This window comes from Pseudomonas sp. Pseusp16, assembly GCF_047324915.1.
Lineage (GTDB): Bacteria > Pseudomonadota > Gammaproteobacteria > Pseudomonadales > Pseudomonadaceae > Aquipseudomonas > Aquipseudomonas fluorescens_CD.
This window is the reverse complement of sequence record NZ_CP168522.1, coordinates 3,779,342-3,793,703: the sequence shown is the minus strand read 5'-3', so window position 1 is coordinate 3,793,703 and position 14,362 is coordinate 3,779,342. Positions and strand designations below refer to the sequence as shown.

The following is a 14,362-nucleotide window of genomic DNA, read 5'->3' as shown; positions in this document are numbered from 1 at the left end:
CGTTCAATCTCAAACGATAGCCGTAAAAAAGCCCCGCATCTCGTCAAGAGAGCGGGGCTTTGCGTATTTTTTGCGTTTAGATCTGTTCAGCCCACAGGTCGTATTCGTCGGCGTCGGTCACTTTGCACCAGACCTTGTCGCCCGGCTTGAGGTTGCTGCCGTTGTCGATGAATACGTTGCCGTCGATTTCCGGGGCGTCGAAGAAGCAGCGGCCTACCGCGCCTTGCTCGTCAACTTCATCGACCAGCACTTCGATCTCGCGGCCGATGCGCATTTGCAGGCGCGCCGAACTGATGGCCTGCTGGTGCGCCATGAAGCGCTCCCAACGATCCTGCTTGACGTCGTCCGGGACGACTTCCAGGTCCAGGTCATTGGCCGGTGCACCTTCTACCGGCGAGTACTGGAAGCAGCCGACGCGGTCGAGTTGTGCTTCGGTCAGCCAGTTCAGCAGGTACTGGAAGTCTTCTTCGGTTTCGCCAGGGAAGCCGACGATGAAGGTCGAACGGATGATCAGGTCCGGGCAGATTTCGCGCCAGTTCTTGATCCGCGCCAGGGTCTTGTCTTCGAAGGCCGGGCGTTTCATCGACTTCAGCACTTTCGGGCTGGCGTGCTGGAACGGGATGTCCAGGTACGGCAGGATCTTGCCGGCAGCCATCAGCGGGATCAGCTCGTCAACGTGCGGATACGGGTAAACGTAGTGCAGGCGAACCCAGACGCCAAGGGTGCTCAGGGCTTCGCAGAGTTCGGTCATGCGGGTTTTCACCGGCGCGCCGTTCCAGAAACCGGTGCGGTATTTCACGTCGACGCCATAGGCGCTGGTGTCCTGGGAGATCACCAACAGCTCTTTGACGCCGGACTTGACCAGGCGCTGGGCCTCGTCGAGCACGTCGCCCACCGGACGGCTGACCAGTTTGCCGCGCATCGACGGGATGATGCAGAAGCTGCAGCTGTGGTTGCAGCCTTCGGAAATTTTCAGGTAGGCGTAGTGGCGCGGGGTCAGCTTGATGCCTTGTGGCGGCACCAGGTCGATCAGCGGGTTGTGGTCCTGGCGGGGTGGCACGACTTCGTGCACGGCATTGACCACTTGCTCGTACTGCTGCGGACCGGTCACGGCCAGCACGCTCGGGTGCACGTCGCGGATGTTGCCTTCTTCGACGCCCATGCAGCCGGTCACGATGACCTTGCCGTTTTCCTTGATGGCTTCGCCGATCACTTCCAGGGACTCGGCCTTGGCCGAATCGATGAAGCCGCAGGTGTTGACCACCACGACGTCGGCGTCCTGGTAGGTGGACACGACGTCATAGCCTTCCATGCGCAGCTGGGTAAGGATGCGCTCGGAGTCGACCAGTGCTTTGGGGCAGCCCAGGGATACGAAGCCAACCTTTGGATTGGCCGACGCAGGAGTGGTGGACATGTCTAACCTCGGTATTTTGTGACGCCTCGTGCCGAGTGCGGCAAGACGACGAACGGGCGCTCATTTGGCGCCTCTGATCAAAAAGTGCGCAATTCTAGCGATGGTAAGCGCACTTGACCAGCTTTATGCAGGGAAATACGACGAGTGCTGCGCTATGCTTCGCGCCGTTACGCTTTACTGTTTTTTTACAGTCAACAAAACGTCTGTAACGTGAAGTAAAACAGCGCATGCTGCACGACAAAGCATAGTGCTTCTTTCAAAGAAGCCCGAGTCTGGGTAGTAGGAGTGGTGGATGGGTCAGGCAAGTAGTCAGGCTGCGGGCGCCGAGCATACGGCGGTGAAGCCGATCGGTATGCTGGTCGCGGCAGTCGGGGTGGTTTATGGCGATATCGGCACCAGTCCGTTGTACACCCTTAAAGAAGTGTTTTCCGGAGGCTATGGCGTGCCGGTCAACCATGACGGGGTGCTGGGGATTCTGGCACTCATTTTCTGGTCGCTGATCTGGGTCGTGTCGATCAAGTACATGATGTTTGTACTGCGCGCCGACAACCAGGGCGAAGGCGGGATCATGGCCTTGACCGCGCTGGCCAGGCGGGCGGCGGCAGGGCATGCCAGATTGCGCACGTTGCTGGTGGTCTGCGGGCTGATTGGTGCGGCGCTGTTCTATGGCGACAGCATGATCACCCCGGCGATCTCCGTGCTGTCGGCGATTGAAGGCCTGGGCCTGGCATTCGAGGGCATCGATCATTGGGTCGTGCCTCTGTCGCTGGTGGTGCTGGTCGCGCTGTTTCTGATTCAGAGTCACGGTACCGCGCGGATCGGCATTCTGTTCGGGCCGATCATGGTCACCTGGTTCCTCGTGCTGGGCGCACTGGGCGTCTATGGCATCAGCCAGCATCCGGAAGTCCTCGAAGCGATGAACCCGGTGTGGGGCGTACGTTTCTTCATGGTCCATCCGGGCATGGGCGTGACGATTCTCGGCGCCGTGGTGCTGGCATTGACCGGTGCCGAAGCGCTGTACGCGGACATGGGCCACTTCGGTCGCAAGCCGATTGCACGTGCCTGGTTCATCCTTGTACTGCCGGCGCTGGTGCTCAATTATTTTGGCCAGGGCGCCTTGCTGCTGGGCGACCCGGAAGCTGCCCGTAACCCGTTCTACCTGCTGGCACCGAGCTGGGCATTGATCCCGCTGGTCGGCCTGTCGACCCTGGCCACGGTGATTGCCTCGCAAGCGGTGATTTCCGGTGCGTTCTCCCTGACCCGTCAGGCGATCCAGCTCGGTTACATTCCGCGCATGCACATCCGGCACACCTCCAGCGCTGAACAGGGCCAGATCTACATCGCCGCGGTGAACTGGGCGCTGATGGTCGGTGTGGTGCTGTTGGTGTTGGGTTTCGAATCCTCCGGAGCCCTGGCCTCGGCCTATGGTGTGGCGGTGACCGGGACCATGCTGATGACCAGCATTCTGGTGTCCGCGGTGATCCTGCTGCTGTGGAAATGGCCACCGGTGCTTGTGGTCCCGATGCTGTTGGGTTTCCTGTTGGTAGATGGTGTGTACTTCGCCGCCAACGTGCCGAAAATCATTCAGGGCGGTGCATTCCCGGTGATCGCCGGTTTCGCCTTGTTTGTGCTGATGACCACTTGGAAGCGCGGCAAGCAACTGCTAGTGGAGCGTATCGATGAAGGTGGGCTGCCGCTGCCGATCTTTATCAGCAGCATTGCCGTGCAACCGCCGCATCGTGTGCAGGGCACGGCGGTGTTCCTGACCGCGCGACCGGACGCTGTGCCCCACGCGCTGTTGCACAACCTGCTGCATAACCAGGTGTTGCACGAGCAAGTGGTGCTGCTGACGGTGGTCTACGAAGACATCCCGCGGGTGCCGCCATCACGACGGTTCGAGGTCGATGCCTACGGCGAGGGGTTCTTCCGGGTGATCCTGCATTTCGGCTTTATCGATGAGCCGGACGTGCCCCAGGCATTGAAGCTGTGTCATCTCGATGAACTGAGCTTCAGCCCGATGCGCACCACGTACTTCCTCAGCCGCGAAACGGTCATCGCCTCCAAGCTCGAAGGCATGTCGCGCTGGCGCGAGGCGCTGTTTGCGTTCATGTTGCAGAACGCCAACGGCAACCTGCGCTTCTTCAATCTGCCGCTGAACCGGGTGATTGAGCTGGGGACGCAGGTGGAGATGTAAGCGACCCACAAAAAGCCCCCGTTGCCTTGCGGCATTGGGGGCTTTTTTGTGCCTGAGCAATAAACTGGAAGACTACGAAGATCCAGTGTGGGAGCGGGCTTGCTCGCGAAAGGGGCGTGTCAGTCGACATAAATGCAATTTGATACACCGCCTTCGCGAGCAAGCCCGCTCCCACAGGGGATGTGTGGTGTCTGTCGGAATGTAAAAGCCCCCGCTACCGTGAGGTAACGAGGGCTTTTTTCGGCTGGCTCAGATCACTCTGTAGCAGCCGTTTCCTTAGGCTGACGCTTCTCGATCACATCCACCAAACGCTTGGCCAGCGCCGGGTAGTTCTCGTCGAAGTGGTGGCCGCCTGGCAGCTTGATGGCTTCGCCCACCGCAGTCTTGTCGGTGCAGCCGCTCTCGTCGGTTTCTTCTTCACCGTAGATGCACACCACTTTGGCGGCTGGCAGCTTGGCCATTTCCGGTCCGGTGGCGGCTTCCTTGCCAGCGTTGCCGAGCCAGCCTTCGACTTCGATCTCGAAGCTGCCGGTACGGGCGAAGGCCAGCAGGATGATCGCGTCGACGCGTTGCTGCTCGGACTCGGCCAGGCGGTTGTAGATCGCCGGCAGGACATCGGCGCCGAACGAGTAACCGGTCAGGATGAAGCGCTTGGTGCCCCATTTTTGCCGGTAGTGTTGCATCAGTTCAGCCAGGTCCAGCGCGCTTTGCTCCGGGCTCTTGTGCTGCCAGTAGTAGCGCAGGGTGTCGATGCCGACCACCGGGTAGCCGATCTTGGCCATTTCGCCCGCTACATCGCGGTCGAGGTCGCGCCAGCCGCCGTCACCGGACAGGAACAGGGTCACGGTGTCCCTGGCCTGACCGGCTGGCACTTCGACCACCGGGATCTGCAGGCCGCCAGCAGCTTTGTCGCCACCGACGAGGATCTTGCGCAGTTCGTTGTTCAGCACTTGCGGCAGGTTGATGTCGTAGTCGCTGATGCTGGTTTCAGCGTTCGGTTGATCACGCACGAAGCCGGCACTGGTGTCGTCCGGGTTGTCGTTCCACGCGACCAGCCAGTGACCGTGGGCGGCGCTTTTTGGCAGCAGGTGAGTGCAGCCGCCCTTTTCCAGGGCCAGGTCGACCGAGACCGCCTGGGCCTTGTCATTCTTCTGCTCGGACAGCCAGCGCCAGGCCAGCACGGCACCCGGGCCGATACCGCTGACCAGGGTCGCCGGGCCTTTGAGTTCTCTCAGGCCCGATTGCAGGGCGCGGCTTTGCAACAGGCAGTCCTTGGGCAGGATCACCTGGACGATTTGCGCCGAGCCACTGCGGCTCAGGGTCAGCAACTGCTTGTCGCTGAGTTTCTGGTCTTCGTTGACCGCCACCAGCACCTGGGCGCGAGGCGTAGTGCCGGGGATGACACGGGTCATCGCCGCACCATCGGCCGGGTTCAGCAATTCGAGGGTCGGTTCCGGTGCCGGGCGTTTCAGGTACCAGTAACCGCCACCGAGAATCAGGGCCACTATCACCAGCGTGCCCAATACATACCGCAAGGAGCGTTGAATCATCAGCGTTTCACCAATCCGGTCAAGCCGCCCGCGATCAGGGCAGCAGTGTCGGCCAGCGCAACCAGCGGATCGAGTCCGGCGGGCACGGCCATATAACGGGGTTCCCAATCAGGCTGGAACTTGTCTTTGAAGCGGCGCAAGCCTTGGAAGTTGTACAGCTGCTCACCACGGCGGAATACCATCGAGCCCAGGCGCTGGGTCAATGGTGCGCCGCGACGGGGTTGCAACCCCGACAACGGCACCATGCCCAGGCTGAAACGCGCGTATCCATGATTTTTATAATGCTGGATCAGGCCGACCATCATGAACTCCATGGTCAGCTTCGGGGCGTCCGGATGGGCGCGCATCAGGTCGAGGCTGGCCAGGTCGTGGCCGTAGGTCTCGAGCAAGTTGGCGAACGCGACCGGGCGTCCTTCGAAACGAATCACCGCGATGCGGAAATACTTGAGGTAGTCATCGCTGAAGCGACCCAGCGAAAAACCTTTCTCGCGGACGTTCTTGCCGGTCAGCCAGGCATCGGAAATCACCTTGAGCTCCTCCATCGGCGCGTGGCCCGGCTCAAAGATTTCCAGCGACAGGCCGTCACGGGTGCCTCGGTTCCAGGTGTAGCGCAGGTCCTTCATCTCCTTGCCCTTGGCCTCGAGATCAAACCGCTTGAGATCGACCCGGGCTTCTTCGCCGAGCTTGATCGCGGTCAGGCCGATGTCCATGTAGTAGGGCAGGTTCTCCGCGCGCACTTGGTAGAACACGGGGCGGGCGTGGTGGATGTCGCACAGGTCGCGGAACTGCCAGATCATTTCCGCCCGTTGCTGGCCCGGGCCGATCGGGTCATATAACGCCACCAGGCTGCGGCCACGGCGGGCGTACATCAGGAACGCTTCGTCATTGGGGTGGAACAGCAGCGCCTTGTCACCGGTCAGGGCCAGACCGCCATCCGGTTGGGCCGATGCCATGAGGATCTTGCTGGCGCGCTCCAGTTCGTCGGACGTCGGGAGGTGAATGACCGGACGCGCGGTGCGCAGCAGCCAGGTCAGTGACACCACCACCAGCAGTACGGCAGCCCCGAGCAGCGAACGCAGGCCGCGAGGGGCATCGGCGTCCAGAGTGAACTGCCACCAGAGCTGGTGGCTGTACGGAACGTCCTGGTAGGCGAACAGCAGCAACCAGATCGACGCACCGAGCACGCACAGGCTGGCCACCAGGTACAGCGGCGAGAACGGAACTTCGGTCAGGCGGCTGGGGCGATAGAACGAGCGGCGGAATACCCCGAGCAGGCTTGCCGTCAGCACCATCAGGCTGGCTTCTTCCCAGTCGAAGCCTTTGAGCAGTGAGAGCAGGGCGCCGACCAGCAACAGAATGGTGGTCAGCATCCACGCCGCCGACAGCCGGCGGCGCAGCCCCTGGGCCAGCAACAGACAAAGAACGCCGACCAGGCTGGCGCCAAAGTGCGAAGCGTCGACCAGCCGATGGGGGATCAGAAAACCGATATGTTCCAGGCGGGTATCGATTTCCGGGGTGGCCCCGGAGAACAGCAGGACAACACCGGACAGAAATACCAGCACCGCCAGGATCGGAGCCGCCAGGCCTGAGGCCGCGCGCAATGTCTGGCGTGTCTGGAACAGGCGCTGACCTTCGTTGATCAGTAACAGCACGCAGGCCACCAGCAATGGCAGGACCACGTAGATCAAGCGATAAAGCAGCAGGGCGGCCGCCAGGGGCGCAGCACCAAGTGTGTCGGAAAACGCCGCCAGCAAAATCGCCTCGAACACCCCGACGCCGCCCGGCACATGGCTGAGCACGCCGGCGGCCAGGGCCAGCAGGTAAACCAGAAGGAACGCACCGAAGGGCGGCGTTTCCGGCAGCAACAGATAGAGCACGGTCGCGGCGGCGGCTACGTCCAGGGCGGTGATGACCAATTGCAGGAGCGTCAGGCGGCTCCCGGGCAAGCGCAAGGTGCGGCGCCCGATCATGACCAGCAGGTTGTCCGGGTAAGGCTGTTCCGGCAGCCGCCGACGGTAGATGCCGATAGCCAGCACCGAAAACAGCACAAGCACGGCGGTTGCTATCACGCCCAGCAGCGTCTCGGAGAGCCCCAGGGCGGTGGACGCGGCCGGCAGGTCGCTGAGCGTCGCCAGGGCGGCCAGCGGCGGCAGGGCGCAGCCCAGCGAGAGGCTGGCGAACAGTGTCATGCGGGCGACTTCAGCCGCTCCCACACCATGACGGGCATAGAGGCGATAGCGAACCGAACCGCCCGACAACATTGAAAGACCGATGGCGTTGCCAATGGCAAAGGCCGTGAAACCGCCCATTGCCAGCGTGCGCGGTGCCAGGCTCACGCCGGCATAGCGGCTGGCCGACCATTCGTAGCCGAGCAGAATGATGAAACCCGCTACGGTTGCGGCAAGGGCGCCCATCAAGGCTGGTTGTGGAACTTCGAGGATCGAATCGTGCAGCGCGTAAAGGTCGAGTTCGCTCAACAGGTGGCGACAGGCAATCAGCGCGATTGCGAACAGCAGCAGGGTGACCGCCAGGCCAATGGGTTGACGGTACTTGCTCAACAGATCAAGCAGGCGCAGACGCTCAGCCTTGATCGGTTGTGTCGCTGTGACGGTGTCTTGTGAATCAGACGAGTTGGCGCGCATCAATCACCTCTTGGATTGTGCGCGACAGGATGGGGGTATCCAGCCAAGTTACCAATCCCTGTAGAAAAAAATAATCACAAATATTAACGCCTATCACCCGGCAGCGGGGACGGCGCGTCATCAGTCGTGAAGGCTTCAGTCTGCGATAGAGCATAGTCTGAACCCCGAGCATGGGTGGCCCCAAACGGCTTGCTGCACAGTGACAGATCATTGTTGCGAAAGGACTTTTTCAACAGATACAAAAAAGGCCACTCTTTCGAGTAGCCTTTTTTGATGTTTGGTTGCGGGAGCCGGATTTGAACCGACGACCTTCGGGTTATGAGCCCGACGAGCTACCAGACTGCTCCATCCCGCGTCTGTGTGGCGGCATTCTATAGAGTAATGCCGGGGTGTCAACCGTTAATCCTGAAGCAGGTCAAATAAACGTTGAATCGCGGCAAACGGTCGCAGCCCTGGCCTAAGTTTCGGAATCAGAACGATTTCTGCTTTCTGCCAGATTCAGCAGGTTGGCTGGTTTAGGTGCCCGGTGCTGCAAAACAGACGCGCACAAAAAAGGCCACTCTTTCGAGTAGCCTTTTTTGATGTTTGGTTGCGGGAGCCGGATTTGAACCGACGACCTTCGGGTTATGAGCCCGACGAGCTACCAGACTGCTCCATCCCGCGTCTGTGTGCCGGCATTCTATAGAGAAACGCCGGGGTGTCAACCTTCAATTCAGATAAAACCTGTTCCGCTTCAATCGGTTAGCTTGTCGACAGGCGGGTTGGCCAGCCTGTGAGGCAGGCGGGGCAAGGCCTGCGGCTCTATTGAGAATGTTTTTTCGATTGAAAAAATAAATTTATCAACGACATTTCCCACGAGTCGAAAAGAACATTCAGACTACTGGTGCTATATACAGGTGTCGGTGAGATACTGCATATCCGGCATACCCAGATGCCTTTTCCTTGCCATGAACACTGCTTTGCCATGACTCAGCGAAAGATCATCCACGTCGATTGTGATTGTTTCTACGCCGCCATTGAGATGCGTGACGACCCGCGCCTGGCCGGCAAGCCATTGGCGGTGGGCGGGTCGGCGGATCGGCGCGGGGTGATCGCCACCTGCAATTATGAGGCGCGAGCGTATGGGGTGCGTTCGGCAATGTCCTCCGGGCATGCCTTGAAACTGTGCCCGGACCTGATCATCGTCAAGCCGCGCATGGATGCCTATAGAGAGGCGTCCAGGGAAATCCACACGATCTTTCGCGATTACACCGAGATCATCGAGCCACTTTCGCTCGACGAAGCGTACCTCGATGTGTCGGACAGTGCGCATTTCGCGGGCAGTGCGACGCGAATCGCCCAGGACATCCGGCGCCGGGTCTCCAACCAACTGCATATCACCGTGTCGGCGGGTGTGGCGCCGAACAAGTTTCTGGCCAAGATCGCCAGTGACTGGAAAAAGCCCAACGGCCTGTTCGTCATTACTCCGGACCAGGTCGAGGACTTTGTCAGTGGCTTGCCGGTGGGCAAATTGCACGGGGTCGGTAAAGTCACCGCCGACAAGCTCGGCAAGCTGGGCATTTCCGATTGCCTGCAATTGCGCGAGTGGGACAAGTTGGCACTGGTGCGTGAGTTCGGCAGCTTTGGCGAGCGGCTCTGGAGCCTGGCCCGTGGGATCGATGACCGCGTGGTGCACAACGACAGCCGTCGTCAGTCGATCTCTGTTGAAAACACCTACGACGTTGACCTGCCAGACCTGAAGAGTTGCCTGGACAAGTTGCCCGAGCTGCTGGAGACCCTGGCCGGTCGCATGGCACGAATCGACAGCAGTTATCGTCCGGGCAAGCCATTCGTCAAAGTGAAGTTCCACGACTTCACCCAGACAACATTGGAGCAGGCCGGGGCAGGGCGGGATCTGGGGAGTTATCAGTTGATGCTGACCCAGGCCTTCAATCGCGGCGGTAAACCGGTGCGGTTGTTGGGTGTCGGCGTGCGGCTGGAGGACTTGCGGGGCGGGTTCGAGCAGATGGAGTTGTTTGAGCGGTAGTTCGGAGGTGAATCTGCGGGCCCCTTCGCGAGCAAGCCCGCTCCCACATTGGATTTGAGGTGTTCACAAATCCAGTGTGGGAGCGGGCTTGCTCCGGGCGGCGATCCGACGAAGCTTTTGGCTTTTTAGTTCAGCCCCGGATTCGCCACCAGTCGTTCGCCATTGCGGGCCAGCGACTTGAGGAATTCGCTCTGCAATTCGGGATCATTGCGTGTCAGTTCGATCAGGCTCTGTTCCAGCTCACTGGCTTCTTCTTCAAGGCCCAGTTCCGACAGGCGCTTGACCCGATGTACCCACTGGCTCACCTCATCGCCTTCGAGGTCGTCGTAAATCAGGCCGTGGGCCTCATAGAGCTTGCTGCGCAGGTTGCTGCTGATGGCCAGGGTGGAATCGCTGTGCACGTTGCCCTGGGCATCCTCGACACGGATCAGCAACCGGCTCAGATGATTGATGTCATGTTCGGCGAACGGGCTGTCCAGCAGATTCAGGCGCAGCACGCCGTTTTTGTCGGTGGTCAGCTCGAAGGTTTCCTTGCCGGCCTTGACCTCGACCGGGCGCTCGCTCCAGGGCAGGCTTGAGTACTCCGTGCGTTTGTCGCGCTGGACTTCACCAATGCCGGCCAGGTTTTGCTGCGCGCGGCCGTGGGACTGCACGTTCATGAACGGGTTGAGCCCGGCAAAACCGTAGCTCAGCCAGTCCTTGGTCACGCTGTCCGGCAGATTGCCGAGGGTGAACACATTGACCACGTTGGCACCGATACCCGCCACCACGGCCACCGCGCCCAGCGGGATTTCGTAAATCTCCCGCCAGGGTTGGTACGGCGTATAGCGGTCGTAGTGACGCGTGACTTCGTATTCGGTGACTTCGAAAGTCTTCTGTTCGTGAATTTTCACCCGCCGTTGCGGCAGCTCAAGCACCTTGGGCTCACCGACATCGATCTGCAGGCTGTGATCGAGCAATTTGCGCTCGACACGTTCCTCTTGCTCGCTGCGTTGTGACATGTGGTTGGCACAGCCGCTGACCAGCAGGGTGCCGCACAAGGCAGCACCACCGAGGCCTAAGGTGTTTCGCTTGAACATGACGCCTCTATATCTGGTATCAGCGGCGGATGCGGGCCTGAAGGAAGGACAGCACCTCGGCGACCGGTAGCGCTTGTGCGTCGGCCTCGGTACGGCTCTTGTATTCCAGGTTGCCTTCGGCCAGGCCGCGGTCACTGACCACGATCCGGTGTGGAATGCCGATCAGCTCCATGTCCGCGAACTTGATGCCCGGGCTGGTTTTCTTGTCACGGTCGTCCAGCAGCACTTCGAAGCCGGCAGCGGTCAGTTCCGCGTACAGCTTGTCGGTGGCTTCGCGAACCTGCTCGGTTTCGTAGCGCAGCGGCACCAGGGCAATCTGGAACGGCGCGAGAGTGTCGCTCCAGATGATCCCGTTTTCGTCGTTGTTCTGCTCGATGGCAGCCGCCACCACGCGGGACACGCCGATGCCATAGCAGCCCATTTCCAGGGTGACCGGCTTGCCGTTCTCGCCCAGCACTTCGCATTTCATCGCTTTGCTGTACTTGTTGCCCAGCTGGAAGATGTGCCCGACTTCGATGCCGCGCTTGATTTCCAGGGTGCCTTTGCCGTCCGGGCTCGGGTCGCCGGTCACGACGTTACGCAGGTCGGCAACGGTCGGAACAGGCAGGTCGCGCTCCCAGTTCACGCCGAAGTAGTGTTTGTCGTCGATGTTGGCACCGATGCCAAAGTCGCTCATCAGTTCGACAGAGCGGTCGATGATGATCGGCAGCGGCAGGTTCAGCGGGCCGAGGGAACCGGCGCCGGCGCCAATGGCGTCGCGCAGTTCGCTTTCCGAGGCCATGACCAGCGGGCTGGCAACGCCTGGCTGGTTGGCCGCCTTGATTTCGTTCAGCTCATGGTCGCCACGGATGATCAGGGCAATCAGCTTGCCTTTTTCTTCAGCGTGCACCACGAGGGTCTTGATGGTTTTCTCGATCGGCAGGTTGAAGCCTTCGACCAGTTGCGCAATTGTTTTTGCGTTCGGGGTGTCGACCAGGCGCAGTTCTTCGCTCGGAGCGGCGCGCGAGGTTTCCCGTGGCACGGCTTCGGCTTTCTCGATGTTCGCGGCGTAGTCGGAGCCGTTGCTGAAAACGATGTCGTCTTCACCGGACTCGGCCAGCACGTGGAACTCGTGGGAACCGGCACCGCCGATGGAACCGTTGTCGGCTTCAACAGGGCGGAACTTCAGGCCCAGACGGGTGAATACGTTGCAGTAGGCCTGGTGCATGCGGTCGTAGGTGACCTGCAGCGAAGGCTGGTCGGCGTGGAACGAATAGGCGTCCTTCATGATGAATTCGCGGCCGCGCATCAAGCCGAAGCGTGGGCGGATCTCATCACGGAATTTGGTCTGGATCTGGTACAGGTTGATCGGCAGCTGCTTGTAGCTGCTCAACTCGTTGCGCATCAGATCGGTGATGACTTCTTCATGGGTGGGACCTGCGCAGAAATCGCGACCGTGGCGATCCTTGAAGCGCAGCAATTCAGGGCCGTACTCTTCCCAGCGCCCGGATTCCTGCCACAGCTCAGCCGGTTGCGTGCTCGGCATCAACACTTCGAGCGAGCCGGCGGCGTTCATTTCTTCACGAACGACGGCTTCGACCTTGCGCATTACCCGCAAGCCCATCGGCAGCCAGGTGTACAGGCCCGAGGCGAGTTTGCGGATCATGCCGGCGCGCAGCATCAGCTGGTGGCTGATCACGACCGCGTCGGAAGGCGTTTCTTTTTGTGTGGCGAGCAAAAATTGACTGGTGCGCATGGTTGGCCGTTATCGATTGCTGATGACGAGAAATGACGGAGCATTGTACGGGCGAGTTCCGCTGGCGTACAGGCGTGCGGTCGGTGGTGTGGCCGGAGAGCGCGATTCACGCGGCCCTCCGCGATTTTTCCTGGGTAAAGAACCTACGATTCTTCGGTGACCGGGGTCTGCACCGGCTCCGGTGTCGGTGTCGGACCTGCGCGGCGATTTTCCTGGAACCAGTGCAAGGCGATCAGCAGCAGGGTCGGGACGCCCAGCAGGGCGGTAATCAGGAAGAAGTTGTGATAACCGAACTTCTCCACCATGACTCCGGAGTAGCCGCCGATCAGGCGTGGCAGTAGCAGCATGATCGAGCTGAGCAGGGCGTACTGGGTAGCGGAGAACTTGAGGTTGGTCAGGCTCGACAGGTAGGCGACGAAGGCTGAGGTGGCCAGGCCTGAACTGAAGTTGTCCAGGGAGATGGTCAGCACCAGCATGTTCAGGTTGGGGCCCATGTCGGCGAGCATCAGGAACAGGATGTTGGTCGCCGCGGAGGCGACGCCGCCGATGAACAGGATCGGCAGGATGCCGAAGCGCACGATCAGCAGGCCGCCCATGCCGGCGCCGACCAGGGTCATGATCAGGCCGAAGATTTTGCTGACGCTGGCGATCTGGTCCTTGGTGAAGCCCTGGTCGATATAGAACACGTTGGCCATCACGCCCATGACCGTATCGGACATCCGATAGGTGGCGATCAAGCCGAGCAGCAGCAGGGCTTGCCAGCGGTATCGCAGGATGAAGTCGTTGACCGGCGTCAGTACCGGTGCCAGGCCGCGTCGGCCCATGGCCGAGAGGCACAGGGCGGTGAGCGTGATGTAGAGGATGGCCCGCAGGAACGCGCGGTCTTCGAGCAGCAGGTCGAGCGGGCTCACGCCTTCGAACAGTACGCTGGCAAAGTCGGTGTTGTAGAGCTGGGTGAACATGGCCGGCACGGACACCAGCAATATGATCAGCACGAATACCGAGGCCAGTTGATGCACGAAACTGTAGCGCCCGGCCTGCAGTTGCGTGCGTAACGGCACGGGTGGTTCGCGCATGAACAGTGAAGTCAGCAGTGCCGGGACCATCAGCGCCCCGAACAGGATGTAAGTGCCGGCCCAGGCCGAATGCTTGTAGTTGAAGCCGGTGGAGCCAAAGCCTTCGGCGAAATACAGCGCGCCTGCAGTCGCCAGCAGTGCGGCGACCCGGTAACCGGACATGTAGCTGGCGGCCAGGGCGGCCTGGCGATTGTCCTCGGCGATCTCCAGGCGATAGGCGTCTACCGCAATGTCCTGCGTCGCCGAGGCGAAGGCGACGATCACCGCGATAGCGATGAGCCAGGAGAGATGCTTTTGCGGGTCGCAGAATCCCATCCCGATCAGGCCAAGGATGACCAGTGCCTGGGACAATACGAGCCAGGAACGTCGTCGACCGAGTTTGCCGAGCAATGGCAGTCGCCATTGGTCGAGCAGCGGTGACCAGACCCATTTGAAGGCATATGCCAGGCCGATCAGGCTTGCATAGCCAATGGTTTCGCGAGCCACGCCGGCTTCACGCAGCCAGACCGAAAGCGTCGAAAACACCAGCATGTAAGGCAGGCCGGCGGCGAAACCAAGCAGCAACAGCACGAGTGTCGAGGGGCTGGCATAAGCGGCGAGCGCGGCGCGCCAGGTTTTACGGGGCATGGGCTGGAGTCTGCCTCAA

General features: G+C 60.8%; 8 protein-coding genes and 2 tRNA genes. 2 read left to right on the top strand and 8 right to left on the bottom strand.

Going from position 1 to position 14,362, the window contains the following annotated elements; translation table 11 throughout:
• Positions 1-76: 76 nt before the first annotated feature.
• On the bottom strand, positions 77-1,414 hold the full coding sequence (gene rimO / locus ACEN8Q_RS17350) for a 30S ribosomal protein S12 methylthiotransferase RimO (RefSeq protein WP_007971167.1): 1,338 nt from the start codon (positions 1,412-1,414) through the stop codon (positions 77-79).
• Positions 1,415-1,706: 292 nt separating this feature from the next.
• On the opposite strand from rimO, the gene ACEN8Q_RS17345 reads away from it, so the two are divergent.
• A complete protein-coding gene (locus ACEN8Q_RS17345) occupies positions 1,707-3,608 on the top strand; it encodes a potassium transporter Kup (protein ID WP_413427211.1) in 1,902 nt (633 codons plus the stop codon).
• Between the two features lie 254 nt (positions 3,609-3,862).
• On the opposite strand, the gene ACEN8Q_RS17340 is transcribed toward ACEN8Q_RS17345, so the two are convergent.
• The 4 genes from ACEN8Q_RS17340 to ACEN8Q_RS17325 form a co-directional block, all read right to left on the bottom strand.
• Positions 3,863-5,158, bottom strand: a complete 1,296-nt coding sequence (locus ACEN8Q_RS17340; RefSeq protein WP_413427209.1) for an AcvB/VirJ family lysyl-phosphatidylglycerol hydrolase — start codon at positions 5,156-5,158, stop codon at positions 3,863-3,865.
• Entirely contained in the window at positions 5,158-7,800 is a 2,643-nt protein-coding gene (gene mprF, locus ACEN8Q_RS17335; protein WP_413703481.1) for a bifunctional lysylphosphatidylglycerol flippase/synthetase MprF, read from the bottom strand. Before mprF ends, ACEN8Q_RS17340 begins: the two co-directional genes overlap by 1 nt.
• A 278-nt stretch (positions 7,801-8,078) precedes the next feature.
• Positions 8,079-8,155, bottom strand: a tRNA-Met gene (locus tag ACEN8Q_RS17330).
• Positions 8,156-8,386: 231 nt separating this feature from the next.
• Positions 8,387-8,463, bottom strand: a tRNA-Met gene (locus ACEN8Q_RS17325).
• 301 nt (positions 8,464-8,764) lie between these two features.
• Here ACEN8Q_RS17325 and dinB point away from each other — a divergent pair.
• Complete coding sequence (gene dinB, locus ACEN8Q_RS17320; protein WP_413424552.1) at positions 8,765-9,826, top strand: DNA polymerase IV; 1,062 nt, start codon at positions 8,765-8,767, stop codon at positions 9,824-9,826.
• A 125-nt stretch (positions 9,827-9,951) separates the two neighbouring features.
• Here dinB and ACEN8Q_RS17315 read toward each other — a convergent pair whose 3' ends face one another.
• The 3 genes from ACEN8Q_RS17315 to ACEN8Q_RS17305 form a co-directional block, all read right to left on the bottom strand.
• Positions 9,952-10,905: a hypothetical protein gene (locus ACEN8Q_RS17315; protein ID WP_413424550.1), complete on the bottom strand. Its 954-nt coding sequence runs from the start codon at positions 10,903-10,905 to the stop codon at positions 9,952-9,954.
• Positions 10,906-10,924: 19 nt separating this feature from the next.
• The gene (locus ACEN8Q_RS17310; RefSeq protein ID WP_413424548.1) at positions 10,925-12,640 is read right to left on the bottom strand and encodes a proline--tRNA ligase; all 1,716 of its coding nucleotides are present in this window, start codon (positions 12,638-12,640) and stop codon (positions 10,925-10,927) included.
• A 143-nt stretch (positions 12,641-12,783) separates the two neighbouring features.
• Positions 12,784-14,343, bottom strand: coding sequence for an AmpG family muropeptide MFS transporter (locus ACEN8Q_RS17305; protein WP_413424546.1), 1,560 nt, complete (start codon positions 14,341-14,343; stop codon positions 12,784-12,786).
• Positions 14,344-14,362: the final 19 nt, after the last annotated feature.

What these genes read in the sequence shown, in the direction of transcription:
- rimO (WP_007971167.1), bottom strand. Translation starts at nt 1,414, where the DNA reads ATGTCCACCACTCCTGCGTCGGCCAATCCAAAGGTTGGCTTCGTATCC.
- ACEN8Q_RS17345 (WP_413427211.1), top strand. Translation starts at nt 1,707, where the DNA reads ATGGGTCAGGCAAGTAGTCAGGCTGCGGGCGCCGAGCATACGGCGGTG.
- ACEN8Q_RS17340 (WP_413427209.1), bottom strand. Translation starts at nt 5,158, where the DNA reads ATGATTCAACGCTCCTTGCGGTATGTATTGGGCACGCTGGTGATAGTG.
- mprF (WP_413703481.1), bottom strand. Translation starts at nt 7,800, where the DNA reads ATGCGCGCCAACTCGTCTGATTCACAAGACACCGTCACAGCGACACAA.
- dinB (WP_413424552.1), top strand. Translation starts at nt 8,765, where the DNA reads ATGACTCAGCGAAAGATCATCCACGTCGATTGTGATTGTTTCTACGCC.
- ACEN8Q_RS17315 (WP_413424550.1), bottom strand. Translation starts at nt 10,905, where the DNA reads ATGTTCAAGCGAAACACCTTAGGCCTCGGTGGTGCTGCCTTGTGCGGC.
- ACEN8Q_RS17310 (WP_413424548.1), bottom strand. Translation starts at nt 12,640, where the DNA reads ATGCGCACCAGTCAATTTTTGCTCGCCACACAAAAAGAAACGCCTTCC.
- ACEN8Q_RS17305 (WP_413424546.1), bottom strand. Translation starts at nt 14,343, where the DNA reads ATGCCCCGTAAAACCTGGCGCGCCGCGCTCGCCGCTTATGCCAGCCCC.